At 60.8% G+C, this 13,923-nt stretch carries 13 protein-coding genes; 11 read left to right on the top strand and 2 right to left on the bottom strand.

The window, feature by feature from the left end:
* Position 1: 1 nt before the first annotated feature.
* The 3 genes from HKD27_RS10710 (at position 2) to HKD27_RS10700 (ending at position 3,720) form a co-directional block, all read left to right on the top strand.
* A complete protein-coding gene (locus HKD27_RS10710) occupies positions 2–1,315 on the top strand; it encodes an MFS transporter (protein WP_194689554.1) in 1,314 nt (437 codons plus the stop codon).
* Positions 1,312–2,244 carry a TauD/TfdA family dioxygenase gene (locus HKD27_RS10705; RefSeq protein ID WP_194689555.1) on the top strand — a complete coding sequence of 311 codons (933 nt, stop codon included), beginning with the start codon at positions 1,312–1,314 and terminating at the stop codon, positions 2,242–2,244. The genes HKD27_RS10710 and HKD27_RS10705 overlap by 4 nt, the downstream gene beginning before the upstream one ends.
* Before the next feature lie 147 nt (positions 2,245–2,391).
* Positions 2,392–3,720, top strand: coding sequence for a CapA family protein (locus tag HKD27_RS10700; protein ID WP_194689556.1), 1,329 nt, complete (start codon positions 2,392–2,394; stop codon positions 3,718–3,720).
* 7 nt (positions 3,721–3,727) lie between these two features.
* Here the strand turns inward: HKD27_RS10700 and HKD27_RS10695 are convergent, their stop codons facing one another.
* Positions 3,728–4,618, bottom strand: a complete 891-nt coding sequence (locus HKD27_RS10695; RefSeq protein WP_062495557.1) for a LysR substrate-binding domain-containing protein — start codon at positions 4,616–4,618, stop codon at positions 3,728–3,730.
* Between the two features lie 267 nt (positions 4,619–4,885).
* On the opposite strand from HKD27_RS10695, the gene HKD27_RS10690 reads away from it, so the two are divergent.
* Genes HKD27_RS10690 through HKD27_RS10655 form a run of 8 tightly spaced genes read left to right on the top strand, consistent with a single transcriptional unit; the run spans position 4,886 to position 13,305 of the window.
* Complete coding sequence (locus tag HKD27_RS10690) at positions 4,886–7,393, top strand: TonB-dependent siderophore receptor (protein WP_194689557.1); 2,508 nt, start codon at positions 4,886–4,888, stop codon at positions 7,391–7,393.
* 26 nt (positions 7,394–7,419) lie between these two features.
* On the top strand, positions 7,420–8,673 hold the full coding sequence (locus tag HKD27_RS10685; protein WP_194689558.1) for an MFS transporter: 1,254 nt from the start codon (positions 7,420–7,422) through the stop codon (positions 8,671–8,673).
* Positions 8,670–9,311: a 5-oxoprolinase subunit PxpB gene (gene pxpB / locus HKD27_RS10680; RefSeq protein ID WP_194689559.1), complete on the top strand. Its 642-nt coding sequence runs from the start codon at positions 8,670–8,672 to the stop codon at positions 9,309–9,311. Before HKD27_RS10685 ends, pxpB begins: the two co-directional genes overlap by 4 nt.
* Complete coding sequence (locus tag HKD27_RS10675; RefSeq protein WP_194689560.1) at positions 9,308–10,279, top strand: biotin-dependent carboxyltransferase family protein; 972 nt, start codon at positions 9,308–9,310, stop codon at positions 10,277–10,279. The genes pxpB and HKD27_RS10675 overlap by 4 nt, the downstream gene beginning before the upstream one ends.
* A gap of 39 nt (positions 10,280–10,318) precedes the next feature.
* Positions 10,319–11,083 (top strand): LamB/YcsF family protein, encoded by a 765-nt coding sequence (locus tag HKD27_RS10670; RefSeq protein ID WP_194689561.1) that lies wholly within the window; start codon positions 10,319–10,321, stop codon positions 11,081–11,083.
* 26 nt (positions 11,084–11,109) lie between these two features.
* Positions 11,110–11,562 carry a biotin/lipoyl-containing protein gene (locus HKD27_RS10665; RefSeq protein WP_194689562.1) on the top strand — a complete coding sequence of 151 codons (453 nt, stop codon included), beginning with the start codon at positions 11,110–11,112 and terminating at the stop codon, positions 11,560–11,562.
* Complete coding sequence (gene accC, locus HKD27_RS10660; protein ID WP_194689563.1) at positions 11,555–12,910, top strand: acetyl-CoA carboxylase biotin carboxylase subunit; 1,356 nt, start codon at positions 11,555–11,557, stop codon at positions 12,908–12,910. The genes HKD27_RS10665 and accC overlap by 8 nt, the downstream gene beginning before the upstream one ends.
* Positions 12,907–13,305 carry a hypothetical protein gene (locus tag HKD27_RS10655; RefSeq protein ID WP_194689564.1) on the top strand — a complete coding sequence of 133 codons (399 nt, stop codon included), beginning with the start codon at positions 12,907–12,909 and terminating at the stop codon, positions 13,303–13,305. Before accC ends, HKD27_RS10655 begins: the two co-directional genes overlap by 4 nt.
* A 10-nt stretch (positions 13,306–13,315) precedes the next feature.
* On the opposite strand, the gene HKD27_RS10650 is transcribed toward HKD27_RS10655, so the two are convergent.
* Entirely contained in the window at positions 13,316–13,879 is a 564-nt protein-coding gene (locus HKD27_RS10650; RefSeq protein ID WP_194265576.1) for a winged helix DNA-binding protein, read from the bottom strand.
* Positions 13,880–13,923: the final 44 nt, after the last annotated feature.

The raw sequence follows: 13,923 nt of genomic DNA, 5'->3' as shown, positions 1-13,923 counted from the left end.
GATGCAGACGACGTTTCCCGCCCCCTCTGTTTCAAACGGTCCGCTCCTGCCCGCCAGCCGCCTGCCGCGGAGCTTTGCTCTCCAGTATGCCGGGCTTCTGGTCTTCATGATCGGAGATGGCGTTGAAGTCGGATATCTGTCGCCGTTCCTGGTCCAGACGGGCCAGACGGAGCATTTCGTCGCGCTTCTCTTCACCGCCTATGGACTGGTCGCGGCGCTGGCTGCCTGGTTCTCGGGACTGCTATGCGATATTTTCGGCAGCCGGACCGTTATGACGGCCGGCCTGCTGTTCTGGATACTCCCGCAGCTCCTGTTCCTTGGCGTGGCCATCCCGGCCCACTCTCCAGCGCTTCTTCTGCTAACCTACGGGTTGCGGGGGGCGGGTTATCCGCTGTTCTCCTACGGACTGCTGACCCTGCTCGTCACCACAATCCGGCAGGACCGTCTGGGCCGTGCCGTCGGGCTGTTCTGGTTCTGCTTTACCTGCGGCCTGCCTACGGTCGGGTCCATCGTGGCGCAGCTCCTTCTGCCGGTTTACGGACAATACGTTACGCTCTGGATCGCGCTTCTCGGCGTCGGAGCAGGTGGCGTGCTTGCCGTCCTGCCGCTGCCCGCGACCCCGCGTACACAAACGGGGAGTCTGAAAGACATTGGCCCTACCCTGCGCGAAACAGTCCGTCAGATCCGGCAGAATCCGGGTGTGGGGCTGGCGTGCATCGTGCGCGCGGTCAATTCCAGCGCCACGCATGGCCTGATCGTCTTCATGCCGTTCTTCTTCACGGGCCGTCTGGGTCTGTCGCAGGACGTGTGGATCCGGTTTCTGGAAATCATTTTCGCCAGCAACATCGTCTTCAACCTGCTGATCGGCTTTGCCAGCGACTATATTTCCTGGCGCCAGACAGTCATCTGGTTCGGCGGTATCGGCAGTGCGCTGAGCTGCGTCGGCCTGTACTGGATTCCTCTGCTTTACGCCCAGAGCAGCCTTCTGACCGTCTACACTTCCGCCGCCATCTTCGGCATGACGCTCGCCGGATACGTGCCACTCTCAGCCCTGACCCCGTCCCTTCTGCCAGACCACAAGGGCATCGCCATGTCCCTCCTGAATCTCGGCGCGGGCAGCAGCGTCTGGATCGGCCCCTTCATCGTTTACGCGTTCGAAGGCACCGTCGGCACACAGGGGATCATCCTCATCTACGCCGCACTTTTCCTGGCCAGCGCCCTCCTCACCTTCTTCATCACACCACCGACCGTCACGCGTCCCGGCCGCGTCAGCAACCACACCACACTCCCCCAGTCCGAAGGAGTCCCCTCATGACAACCCTGCGTATAGTCCCCCGCGACCCCACGGCCGCCGACAGCCTCACGACTGAAAAGGTCACATCCCGCATCGGGGCCATCGTGCACGGCATCAACGCCCGCAAGCCCCTGCCCGAAGAGCACAAAGCCTTTCTCCATGAGGCCCTGCTGCGCCACAAGGTGATTTTCCTGCGCGACCAGTTCCTTGATGACGCCCAGCATGAAACTCTCAGCCGCATCTTCGGAGACCCCATCCTCCACCCGACCATCCCCGCCGCCGAAGGCACCCCCTACACATTCGAACTGAAATCCCGCAACGGCCGCTCCACGGATTCCTGGCACACGGATGTCACGTTCGTTCCCGCCTATCCCAAGGCCTCGATCCTGCGCGCCATCACGATCCCGCCCTATGGCGGCAGCACGCTCTGGGCCAATACCGCCACGGCCTACGACGACCTGCCCGCCTCGCTGCAACAGCTCGCGGACACGCTCTGGGCGGTTCATGGCAACGACTACGACACCAATTTTTACAAATACGATACCCGCAACGAGGAAATCGCCGATTTCCGCGCCCGCTTCATTTCACGCATTTACGAAACAGAACACCCTGTGGTCCGCGTCCATCCCGAAACCGGCGAACGCACACTGATCCTGGGCCATTTTTTCAAGGAAATCCGCGGCATTCCCACCCAGCACGCCAACCGGCTCCTGGAAATATTCCAGTCCTACATCACGCAGATCGACAATACCGTCCGCTGGAACTGGAAACCCGGTGACATCGCCATCTGGGACAACCGCGCCACCCAGCATTACGCCACGACCGATTTCGACACCCATCCCCGCCTCCTGCGCCGGATCACGGTGCACGGAGACATTCCCGTCAGTGTCACCGGTGAACCGAGCCGCCTGCTCAAAGGCCCCGATGATGGCCACAACCTTGATCACTGAAGCCCGAATGGATGTCCTGTGGGCCATATTCCCCCTTCGGAGAAGGCCACCTGCTGGGAAACCCGCTACTGGACAGGCCATCAATCTTCCATAACCATACTTCCAGGGAGCGTCTTCGTTCAAAAATCTCTTTTCCGGACTGTTTTGATGAAAATCTGCCTCACGGGTGACAGTATTCTTTTTCGGCAACTCAACAGCCGAACTGATCCCAAAATTTCTCCACTCTTCGACATGATCCGTTCCTGCGACGTCTCCTTCACCAATCTGGAACTGGTCCCGAATGACTTCGCGGGTGATCCGGCACTGGACATGGGCGGCACCCATTTCGGAGCTTCCTCCTGGGTGCTGGATGAACTGAGCGAAGCCGGATTTGACCTTTTTGCCGCGGCCACCAACCATTCCCTGGATTACAGCATCTCGGGTCTGCGCAAGACACTCGAAGAACTGAACAGCCGGAAACTGCGTTACGCCGGCATCGGCACCCATCTGGAAGAGGCTCGCCGTCCGACCTATTTCACCCACCCCACGGGCACAGTAGCAATGCTCTCCTGTACGTCCACTTTCGCCAGAGGACAGGAAGCGGCACTGCAGACTGCCATGATGCAGGGACGCCCCGGTGTAAATCCACTCCGTTACAGCACCATGCATCATGTTTCTGAAGAAGAAATGATCTCACTTCGGAACATCTACCAGAAACTTGGTTTACAGCGCGTCAAGGACGACAAGATCCAGCTGGGTTTTGGCTTTCCGGCTCCCGAAGGTGTCCTTGCTTTTGAGAACCTGAATTTCCGGACTGCCGACGAGACGAAAGTCGTTACCACACCCAATGCAACGGATATCGAGGCGATCAGACGCTGGATCGCTGAAGCCCGTATGGTGTCCGACATGGTGATCCTGAGCATCCATGCCCATGAAAGCGGCTATAACGACAAAGGCCAGCTCGATGTCGAAATCCCGGCCGATTTCCTCGTCACCGCCGCGCGTCAGGCAATCGATGCCGGCGCGGATATTGTCGCCTGTCATGGACCGCACCTGTTGCGTGGCATGGAAATCCATAACGGCAAGCCAATTTTCTACAGTCTGGGCAATTTCATCGGCCAGAATGAGCTCGTGGAACGCCTGCCGGTGGAATCCTATCTGGCGAACCGTGTAAGCCCGGATCTGACTCCTCATAAGCTCTACAAGGCTCGCAGCAATAACGATGCCAAGGGCTTTCCGGCCGAGACGCGCTTCTGGGAAACGGTCATGCCGATTGGAACCTGCGAGAATGGCAAACTGGAGCGTCTGGAAATCCATCCGATCACGCTCAGCCTCAGCCCGGCCGCGCATGTGCGCGGGGTTCCCTCTCTGGCGCACGGGGACGAAGGACGGCAGATCCTGGAAAAATTCGCAGCCCTGTCAGTTCCCTTTGGAACCACGCTCAAAATGGATGGGACCAGCGACGCTCCTGTTCTTCTGTGGCAGGCCGAATCCTGAACGGAGCTCAGGAATTCCACGGCTCAGGGGGGACATTATCCCGGGATGCCTCATCCAAATACCGGATCAGCGCTTCCCGTCCCTCCGCCATATGACCGCGCAGAGTCATGACCCCCACTTCGCGGGCTATCCGGTGCTCCCCTAAAGGCAGGACGCGGATATTGGGGACGACGCTGACCGCGAAAATATAGGGAACAATCGAACACCCCATATTGTTAGCCACCATCTGCAGGATCGTGTGAAGTTCTTCCGTTTCAACGACCTGACGCGGAGCAATTCCCTGTGCTTTCAGGAACCGGTCCAGAGTGCGCCCCCCGAAAGAACGGCTATCGTACCGGATGAAAGGCTGCGTCTGCAGGATCTGACGCCAGTTCTCGTGCTCCGTATGGGCGGGCACCACCATGACATAGGTCTGCCTGACAAGAGGGTGCCACTGCATGTCCGGCATCAGGCCAAAGGGCGGGCGTACGATCAGTGCAGCATCCAGTTCCCCTGCATCGAGACGGTCCAGAAGAACCATTGAGAGCCCGGGAACGATTCGGACTTTCAGATCCGGAAGCTCCAGATGCAACCTTGCAATGGCGGGGGCCAGCAGGCTCGTCTGAACCGTGGAAATCGCTCCGATACGCAGGGGTACGCTGTCTGTCGGGGGGCGTCTCAAACCTCGGAGCGCCTCGAAGGAAGAGAGAATATCCTCGACCTGACTCAGAATCGCGTTTCCCGCAGAAGTCAGCGTCACAGACCTGCCAGTACGCTCAAAGAGATCATAGCCAAGTTCTTCTTCCAGCCGACGTATCTGGGCACTGATTGCCGACTGGGTCAGACCGATTACCTTGGCTGCGGAGGCAAAGCTCTCCGTCTGTGCTGCAATAATGAATGTTCTGAGTTCAGGAATCATGGTCTGACAGACATAAAAAATTCTTCTTACAACAAGAATGCGACATTTTTTTTTGCCATTCAAGATACCCCCACCTGTATACCCGGAGATAAGAGCCCCTTTCCCAACGACGAAATGATAATTTTCCCTTGGGAAAATCTAAAAATTCCTTAGAGCCATTTCCAAAAAGCAACATTTTAGTTGCCGTTCCGTTATATGTATGATTTGCTCATGAAAAGCATATATTTCTGACTATCCCGCCGCTCCCGGCCGGAAAAGGGGATGCCCATGAGCAAGCGTTTCGGACCCAAGGCTTTCCTGATGGGCGGTGCTGCCCTGAGCACGCTCGTATCACTTTGTCCGCCCGTTTCGGGTTCATCCGCACTGGCTAAAACACCGACGCATTCTGCCACGAAGTCTCACAGACATCCGGTGGCACCCGCGCCGAAAGTCACGACAGGCCACACGCTGTCCGCCGCCCGCCGGACGTCAATCATCTCACGATCCGGGCCGGAAGAAATGCGCGTCACGGGCACGACGCCCACCGGGCAGTCGGTGATGAACCCGTCGACGCCGGTTCACGGCACCACTCAGGTCACGGTCGTGTCCGGCAGCCAGCTTCTTGCCACCGGCCAGACAAACGTCATGCAGGCGCTGGCCCAGGCGTCCGCGTCCATCACCTCGCCGCCCCAGTCCGGCGTCGGCAACAGCGGCTTTATCCAGACCATGCAGCTTCGGGGACAATCGGCCGATGACACGCTGATTCTCGTCAACGGACATCGCCGCCATATCGGCGCAAACTTCAATGCCAATGCGGGTCCGAACTGGGGCACTGAGCCGACGGATATTTCGCTGATCCCGATTTCGGCTATCGACCACATCGAAGTCATTACAGAAGGCGCATCGGCCCTTTACGGTCAGGACGCACTGGCGGGTGCGGTCAATATCGTCCTCAAACAGAGAACGCATGGCGGTTCCATCAACTTCCAGAACAGCGGCTTCTACGCCGGCGACGGACAGGCGCTGAACGGGTATGCGGATTGGGCCACAGCACTTGGCAAAAGCGGTGGCTATCTCGATCTCGCGGCGCAGGTCACCCACCAGCTTCCCACCAACCGCAGCGGCCTTTTCGTGGGGCAGCTTTATCCGACAGGGGATTCCCGCGAAGAAACAGCCAATCGCGATGTGCAGCGTGGCCTCGGGATTCCGAAGTCCACACTGGAAACCCTGAGCGAGAACATGTCGGTCCCGCTGGGAGAAAATCTGGATCTCTACAGCACGTCGACCTTCAGTCATCGCAAGGCCCACGTGGCCGAGACCTATCGAAGCGCCGGCAACAGCCTGACCAATATCGATCTGTGGCCCAACGGTGACCAGCCCTATATCGGCATGGACCAGTACGACTTCGAAACCGATAATGGCATCAAGGCCCGCAAGTTCGGCTTCGCCTGGGACGCCTATGTCAATTACGGTCGTGATGATCAGGCCTATTCGACCCTCGACAGCAACAACATCTCGCTTGGTGATGCCAGCCCGCGTGATTTCTATGACGGCAAGACCATAACATCCGAGCTTTCCACCGGCCTGCGCGGGTCCCGCTCTTTCCACACGTCATGGCTTCCGAAGCCGATTTCCCTGCGCTTCGGCGGCGAATATCGGCGTGACACCTTCCAGATGACGGGCGGTGACGAGGATTCCTGGATCGGGCTGGGTGCAACAGATCATGCCGGTAACGTGCCTCTGGCCGTCACGAACCGCGGGCGTGATATCTATGACGGCAACGTCAACCTGGATTTCTACGTTACGAAAAAATGGGAATGGTCCCTCGGTGGTCGCGCCACGAGCTACAGCCATCTTGCCACCGTCACCACAGGGTCGATCGGAACGCGTTACAACTTCAACAAGCACTGGGCCATCCGCGCCAGCATCAACACCGGCTATCGTCCGCCAACGCTGGGGCAGACCTATTATTTCTATAACGCGCCCTTCGCCACCTACGCCGTGGACCAGCTTCCCAACAGCAGCGCCGCCGCAAAGGCGCTCGGCGCAGGACACATCAAGGGCGAATATTCCCGCAATTACAGCATCGGCATCGACGCCACGCCCCTCAAGGACTGGAACGTCACCGCGAACCTGTATTACATCGCGATCAATGACCGTCTGGCCAGCACCACGACCCTGGGCGGCACCGGCGTGGCTGACATTCTCGCCGCCTCTGGCCTGAACAACGTCACCTATGCGTCGTACTATACCAACCCCGTCAATACCCAGACCTATGGCGGCGACGTCGACACCAACTACACGCTGCACACCAAACGCGCCGGCACCTTCCGGTTCGACTTCACATTCAACTACTCCGACAACGAAATCCGCAGCCGTAACAAGACCCCTTCCGTTCTGGCGAACATGGGCCTGTCCACGTTCAACACCTATGCCGAAGAGATGCTCCTGCATTCCGCGCCCAAGAACCGCGAGAACCTTACGGTCAACTGGAACTACGGCAAGTGGAACGTCATGGTGCAGGAGCAGCGTTACGGTTCCATCATCTTCCTCGCAAGCCCGACAGCGGCTCCGATGGAACAGCGCCCGGCGTTCCTGACCAACATGTCTGTCAGCTACAAGATCCTGCCGAAATGGAGCGTCACGGTAGGCGCAAACAACCTGGGCAACAAATATCCGACCCGCGTTCCCAAGGCCACGGCAGCCCCGCTCTTCAATGAATACAAATATGCCTACTACTCGCCTTACGGTTTCAACGGAGGCATGTATTATATCCAGACCGGGCTGACCTTCTGAGACTTAACGGAAAAAGGCGCAATTTCTTGCAGAGAGCTTCCCAGACGGTTCCAGAAGATCGCCGGCCTTTCCGGTTCGTCATATACGCCCTGACCATCGCCATGTGCGTGATCTGTTACGGAGACCGGGCTGCCCTTTCCGTGGGCATGCCCCAGATTGCCCACGAATTTGCTCTGACACCCGGGGAAACGGGCTGGGTCCTGTCCAGCTTCCTCTGGTCCTATTTCATTCTTAATCTTCCCGGAGCGATCCTTCTGGACCGCTTCGGGGTTCGCATCATCGGTGCGGCAGCGGTTGCACTGTGGTCGATCGCCATGATCCTCGGCAGCCTGACCGCCACCGTCCCCGCCTTCATCGCGACCCGTATCCTTCTGGGCGTCGGTGAAGCCCCGACTTTCGCTCTTGGAAACAAGGTTGTCCGGGCCTGGGCCCCCTTACATGAACGCGGCCTCATGATGACGGCGTTCATCTGCGGCATTCCCATCGGACTGGCCTGCGGCGCCGCATCGGGGGGATGGCTCATTGCCCATTATGGCTGGCGCCCGGCTTTCTCGCTGCTGGGCGCTCTGGGGCTGGTCTGGTCCGCCATCTGGCTTCTGACCCATCCCCGCCCGGCCCGCGGCCCGGCTGCCACACCCTTCGCCCTGATTTCCGTGCCGACCCTGTTTCGCTCGCCGGCGTTCTGGGGCATCGTGATTGCACAGTGCTGCGCGAATTACGCCAATTTCCTGCTGATGTCCTGGCTGCCGATCATCATGCGCCAGACACTGCATCTGGATCTTGCGCAGTCCGGAGCCTACACGGCCTACTGTTATGTCGGCGCCGCCATCATCTCGATCACGGCAGGAAAGATTGGCGAGACACTCGTACGGCGGTCCGACCTGTCTCAGGGGAGCCGCCGCAAGGTTGTCTGTCTGTATCTCGTACTGGCATCGTCCATGGGATTCCTGCCCCTGTGCACCAGTGCGGGGACCATTATCCCGCTCCTCGCCATATCCATGGCCTTTATGGCAGGCGGAACGGGAGCAAATATGGCCCTTCTGGCAGACCTGTTGGTAGAAGATGAAATCCTCGGCTCCGTGACTGGCCTGACGCTGACTTTTTCCAACGGGCTCGGCATCCTGGCCCCCGTCATGACGGGCTATCTGCTGGAAGCCACCGGCAATTTCCACGGGGTCTTCTACATCACCGGCCTGATCATCCTATGCGGCGCCCTCGCCGCGGCCCTTCTTCCACGGCATCCGTTCCATGGTCGCCTCCAGCCGGATCACACTCCATGACCCGCATTCATATGGCAGGCGCGGGCGGCCTTCTCCTTGATGCTGCCGACGGCGCTTTCAACGACATGACACAACGCCGCATCTGGGCCACCAGCCGCGAGTTGAACGCGCGAGCGGACATCGTCCAGACCATCCCCGGTGTGAACAACCTCCTCGTCATGTTCGATGCCGCCGAAACCGATCCTGCCGCCATGGAGAACCTGCTGCGGGACGTGTGGACGCAGGCTTCGGACGATGAGATCCCCACCCGCGAGATCGTGGTGCCCGTCGTTTATGGTGGCACGTTTGGCGAGGATCTGGCCCTCGTAGCCCGCTTCGCCAACCTGACGGAAGAAGAAACCATCGAAGTCCATATGGCCGGGCGTTATAGCGTGGCTGCCATCGGCGCCATGGCCGGCTTCGTCTACCTGACCGGGCTTGATCCCCGGCTGGCCGTTCCCCGACGGGATTCCCCGCGCCTGCGCGTCGAGAAAGGGGCCGTGGTCATCGGCGGCGGCCATGCCGGGATGATGCCCTGCACCTCGCCGTCGGGCTGGCATATCCTTGGGCGGACGGATCTCTGCCTTTTTGATGCCTTCCGCCCCGAACCCGGTCTTCTGCGGCTGGGCGACACCGTCCGTTTCGTGAGGGCCTCATGATCGAAATCCTGACAGGCTCCTCCCTCAACACGATTCAGGATTTTGGTCGCCGCCATGCGATGGCCATGGGTGTGGCCCAGGGGGGCGCCATGGACCGTCTGGCGCTGAGCCACGGCAATCTGCTGCTCGACAATCCGGTGGATGCGGCGGGGATCGAAATCGTGTTCTTTCCCTTCCGTGTGCGCTTTCACGCCGGGATGTCCTTTGCCGTCACCGGGGCGGACTGCCCCGTTACGCTGGACGACCTGCAACTCCCGCGTGACTGGGCCATCACCGCCCGCCCCGGACAGACACTGACCATCCGTGCACCACGGCAGGGCGCCAGAGCCTATCTGACGGTGCGGGGCGGTCTGGATGTTCCCGCCGTCCTGGGCGCGCGTTCAACAGATCTTAAGGGTAGTTTCGGGGGGCTTGAAGGCCGGGCGCTCCAGAAAGGAGACCGTCTTGCCTGTGTGACGGCCACCAGCATCCGCCTGCCTGCCGCAGGATACGGCCTCTCCCGTGCCTGCCCGCTTCCTTCTGCCGAGGGAACACAGGTCCGCGTCCTGCCCGCCGCCGAGCATGACATCTTCACACCCGAAAGCCTGAAGACCTTCCAGACGGTGGCCTGGACCCTGACGCCCAGCGCCAACCGGATGGGATACCGTCTGGAAGGACAGGACGCACTGGCACTGACGCGCCCTCTGAGCCTGTTTTCCCACGGTATCCTGCCTGGGACGGTTCAGGTTCCACCAGCGGGGCAGCCCATCATCCAGATGATGGATGCCAATACCTGCGGCGGTTATCCCAAGATTGCCACCGTCATAGAGCCGGATCTGCGCCTGCTGTCCCAGACCGTCGTCGGCGCCCCGGTCCATTTCCGGGACATCACGCGCGATGATGCAGTTCAGGCCATCCGTCAGGATGCCTCGGACCTGCGGACACTGGCGGCGGAGATTTCGAAGCTCCGCACGCAACTCGTTTTCTGATGCCCCATCCTGTTTTTCATATCCGGGAGTTCTGACACCATGACCGCCAAGACAATCGATCTGAACGCCGATCTGGGCGAGAGCTTCGGCCATTATACGATGGGCAATGACAGCGCGATGCTGGACATCGTGACCTCCGCCAACGTCGCCTGCGGCTTTCATGGCGGCGATCCGGAAGTCATGGCCGAAACCTTCCGCATCGCGCGCGAAAAGGGCGTGTCCGTCGGCTCCCATCCCGGCTTTCCAGACCTGTGGGGCTTCGGCCGCCGCGTCATGCCCTTCACCCCCGCACAGATCGAACGGATCGTGGCCTACCAGATGGGCGCGGCACAGGCGCTCGCCACCTATTCCGGTCATCGCATGACCTACATGAAAACCCATGGCGCCCTGGGCAATCTGACGGAACGCGATCCCGCCGTTGCTGAAGCCATCGTCAATGCGGTCAAGGCCGTCGATCCGAACCTTCCCATCATGGCCATCGCCCTGAGCCATCTTGAACGTATCGGACGCGAGCGGGGCCTGACTGTGTTTTCGGAAATTTTCGCGGACCGTGCCTATACGGAAGACGGGCATCTCGTATCGCGCAAGGAGCCGGGTGCCGTCCTGCATGATGCCGAATTCGCAGCCGCCCGCGCAGTGCGGATGGTCCAGAACGGCGTCATCGAGACCATCACCGGAAAAATGCTGCCGACACGCATCGATACGATCTGCGTGCATGGCGACAACGCGGAATCCGTGGACGTGGCCCGCAAGGTTCGCGCGGGCTTCGAAGCCGCCGGCATTGCCCTGCGCGCCCTGACCTGAAGCAGACCGGAAGACGGACCGTCCCCATGATCCCCGATCTCAAGACCCTCGATGCCCTGATGGCCCGGATGCAGGCGCTGGGCATTACCGAACTCGACTATTCCCGCGACGGCGAGCACATCCGTCTGGTGCGCGGGGAACAGGATAGCCGCCCGCAGGCGACCGGCACCCCTCCAGCAGTCGCAGCTCCCTCGCTTCCGGCGACCGAAACAGCCCCGGCCTCATCCAGTGCCGAGACGACAATCGAAGCCCCGATGCACGGCCAGTTCTATGCCTCGCCAGCCCCGGATGCGCTGCCTTTCGTCAAGCCGGGCGACATCGTGGCGGAAGGACAGCCGCTCTATATCCTCGAAGTCATGAAGACGCTCTCGCGTATCGAGGCCGAGTTTCCCTGCCGCATCCTCGCTGTTCTGGCCGCAAACGCAGACGCGGTTTCCCCCGGAACCCCCCTCTTCACCGTGGAGCCGCTCGATGCGTGAGCCGCGCCGGGTCCTGATTGCCAATCGCGGTGAGATCGCCCTGCGCATCACGCGGGCCTGCCGTCTGCTCGGACTACACAGCATCGGCATCCATTCCGAAGCCGACGCCAGCCTCGCCCATCTGCGGCTCGTGGATGAAACGATCTGCATCGGCCCTGCCGCCGCCTCGCACAGCTATCTGGACGCCGCCCGCGTCCTGCGGGCCGCCGAACTCACGCATGCCGACATTATCCATCCCGGCTACGGCTTCCTGTCCGAAAACGCCGATTTCGCTGAGGCCGTGGAACAGTCCGGCCGCATCCTTGCAGGCCCTACCGCCGCCATCATGCGTCTGATGGGCGACAAGATCAGCGCCAAGCAGCAGATGCGCCGCTCAGGCGTCCCGTGCCTTCCCGGCACGGAAGACGCCCTGCCGACCGACCTCTCCGAAGCGCAGACCATCTGCGATGCCATCGGCTACCCGCTGATCGTCAAGGCAGCAGGCGGCGGCGGCGGGCGCGGGATGCGCGTGGTGATGGCCGCAGCCGATCTGCGCGATGCCATTGAAACAGCACGGGAAGAAGCCGGACGAGCCTTCGGCAACCCGTCCGTCTATGCCGAACGCTTCCTCCAGCATCCCCGCCATATCGAGATCCAGGTTCTGGCCGACCGGCAGGGCAATGCCGTCTGGCTCGGCGCAAGGGACTGCTCCATCCAGCGGCGCCACCAGAAGCTGATCGAGGAAGCCCCGGCCATAGGCATCGACCCGCAGGCCATTGCCGAACTGGGCGAGCGCTGTGCGAAAGCCTGCACTCTGATGGGCTACACGGGGGCGGGCACGTTCGAGTTCCTGTACGAAGACGGCGCATTTTCCTTCATCGAGATGAACACCCGCCTTCAGGTCGAGCACCCCGTCACGGAAATGACGACCGGCATCGACATCGTCCGCGAACAGCTCCTCATTGCAATGGGACAGCCGCTTTCCTTCACACAGGCCGATATCCGCACGCAAGGCCACGCCATCGAGTGCCGCATCAATGCCGAAGACCCCGAAAGCTTCCGTCCGGCCCCCGGAAAAGTCGCAAGCTGGCGCGCCCCTGGCGGCCCCGGCGTGCGCGTCGATACGCATCTGTATGACGGCTACGTCGTGCCCCCGAATTACGACTCCCTGATCGCCAAGCTGATCGTCCACGGCACGGACCGCACGGATGCGCTCAACCGCATGCATGCGGCCCTTTCGGAAATGCAGATCACCGGCATCGCCACGACCACGCCCCTGCATCTGCGCCTGATGAACGAGCCCGGCGTCCGCGAAGGCAGCGTCAGCGTGCACTATCTCGAAGCCCTCATGCGAAAGTCCACCCCATGACTTTTCTTGAAGACCTTCTGAACGACCTCCCCGGTCTGGTTGGCCGGATGAGACATCACGATATCCGTCATGTCGCCCTAAAAGACGGGACGAGCACGCTTGCCCTGACCATAACGGCGAACCCGTGCCAGATACCTCAGGCACAACCTGTTGCACCAATTGCAAAGTCGGAAGACATACCTGTTCTCAGCCCCGAAATGGGCCTCTTCCGGCGACACGGCCTGAGCGACAGTCAGGCGGTCCGAGCCGGGGAGATCGTGGGATTTGTCGAGGCGGGTGCCCTCCGCCTTCCTGTCACGGCCACGGCGAATGGCACGCTCGGCCGGGCACTGGCCGGGGATGGCAGCGTCGTGGGCTATCATGACGTGCTCTTCCGGATTCATCCGGATGGCTGAGACGCTGCGTTCAGAGGGATGCGGCGGACCGCGACGCCTGTTCGTAAAAGCCCGTCAGGACACGCAGCGCCTTGGCGACCTCGGCAATCGTGACATCCCCGACTTCCCGGTTCTGGGGAATATGCTCCAGCAGGCAGATCCGGCGCAGACGGGCATATTCCATGCAGGCTTCCCGGCCTTTCTGCGTGGTGCTGACGAAGACTTCCTTGCCGTGACGCCGCCGCTGGATCAGCCCGTGCTCGTCCAGCTTCTTCAGCGCGTAGTTCAGGTAATGCCGTTCGGACAGGTTGAGGGTGAACATCAGGTCCGAGATGCTTTTTTCCCGGTTCCGATGCGTGACGCTGTGAAGAATGAGCGTGTCGAGCGCCGAAAGATCCGGCAGTCCCGCCGCCGCCATGCCACGCGACATCCAGCGATGAAACGCATGGTTCACGACCGTCAGGGCAAACTCGAATTCACTCAGGTCTTCGTTCCCTGGCAACGCCAGATGCGACGAAGACACGATGAAGGCCCGTTCCATATCCGCAACATCCGGCATGACCGGCATGCGGCTCTCGCCTTTCGCGTCCTTCATGGCCCTTTTCACTCTCCTTCAGTCCGCGCCCTCCCGGGGCGCTC

This window comes from Gluconobacter sp. R75690, from assembly GCF_015244525.1.
GTDB classification, from domain to species: Bacteria; Pseudomonadota; Alphaproteobacteria; order Acetobacterales; family Acetobacteraceae; genus Gluconobacter; species Gluconobacter potus.
This window is presented reverse-complemented; position numbering and strand designations above follow the sequence as displayed.

What these genes read in the sequence shown, in the direction of transcription:
- HKD27_RS10710 (WP_194689554.1), top strand. Translation starts at nt 2, where the DNA reads ATGCAGACGACGTTTCCCGCCCCCTCTGTTTCAAACGGTCCGCTCCTG.
- HKD27_RS10705 (WP_194689555.1), top strand. Translation starts at nt 1,312, where the DNA reads ATGACAACCCTGCGTATAGTCCCCCGCGACCCCACGGCCGCCGACAGC.
- HKD27_RS10700 (WP_194689556.1), top strand. Translation starts at nt 2,392, where the DNA reads ATGAAAATCTGCCTCACGGGTGACAGTATTCTTTTTCGGCAACTCAAC.
- HKD27_RS10695 (WP_062495557.1), bottom strand. Translation starts at nt 4,618, where the DNA reads ATGATTCCTGAACTCAGAACATTCATTATTGCAGCACAGACGGAGAGC.
- HKD27_RS10690 (WP_194689557.1), top strand. Translation starts at nt 4,886, where the DNA reads ATGAGCAAGCGTTTCGGACCCAAGGCTTTCCTGATGGGCGGTGCTGCC.
- pxpB (WP_194689559.1), top strand. Translation starts at nt 8,670, where the DNA reads ATGACCCGCATTCATATGGCAGGCGCGGGCGGCCTTCTCCTTGATGCT.
- HKD27_RS10675 (WP_194689560.1), top strand. Translation starts at nt 9,308, where the DNA reads ATGATCGAAATCCTGACAGGCTCCTCCCTCAACACGATTCAGGATTTT.
- HKD27_RS10670 (WP_194689561.1), top strand. Translation starts at nt 10,319, where the DNA reads ATGACCGCCAAGACAATCGATCTGAACGCCGATCTGGGCGAGAGCTTC.
- HKD27_RS10665 (WP_194689562.1), top strand. Translation starts at nt 11,110, where the DNA reads ATGATCCCCGATCTCAAGACCCTCGATGCCCTGATGGCCCGGATGCAG.
- accC (WP_194689563.1), top strand. Translation starts at nt 11,555, where the DNA reads ATGCGTGAGCCGCGCCGGGTCCTGATTGCCAATCGCGGTGAGATCGCC.
- HKD27_RS10655 (WP_194689564.1), top strand. Translation starts at nt 12,907, where the DNA reads ATGACTTTTCTTGAAGACCTTCTGAACGACCTCCCCGGTCTGGTTGGC.
- HKD27_RS10650 (WP_194265576.1), bottom strand. Translation starts at nt 13,879, where the DNA reads ATGAAGGACGCGAAAGGCGAGAGCCGCATGCCGGTCATGCCGGATGTT.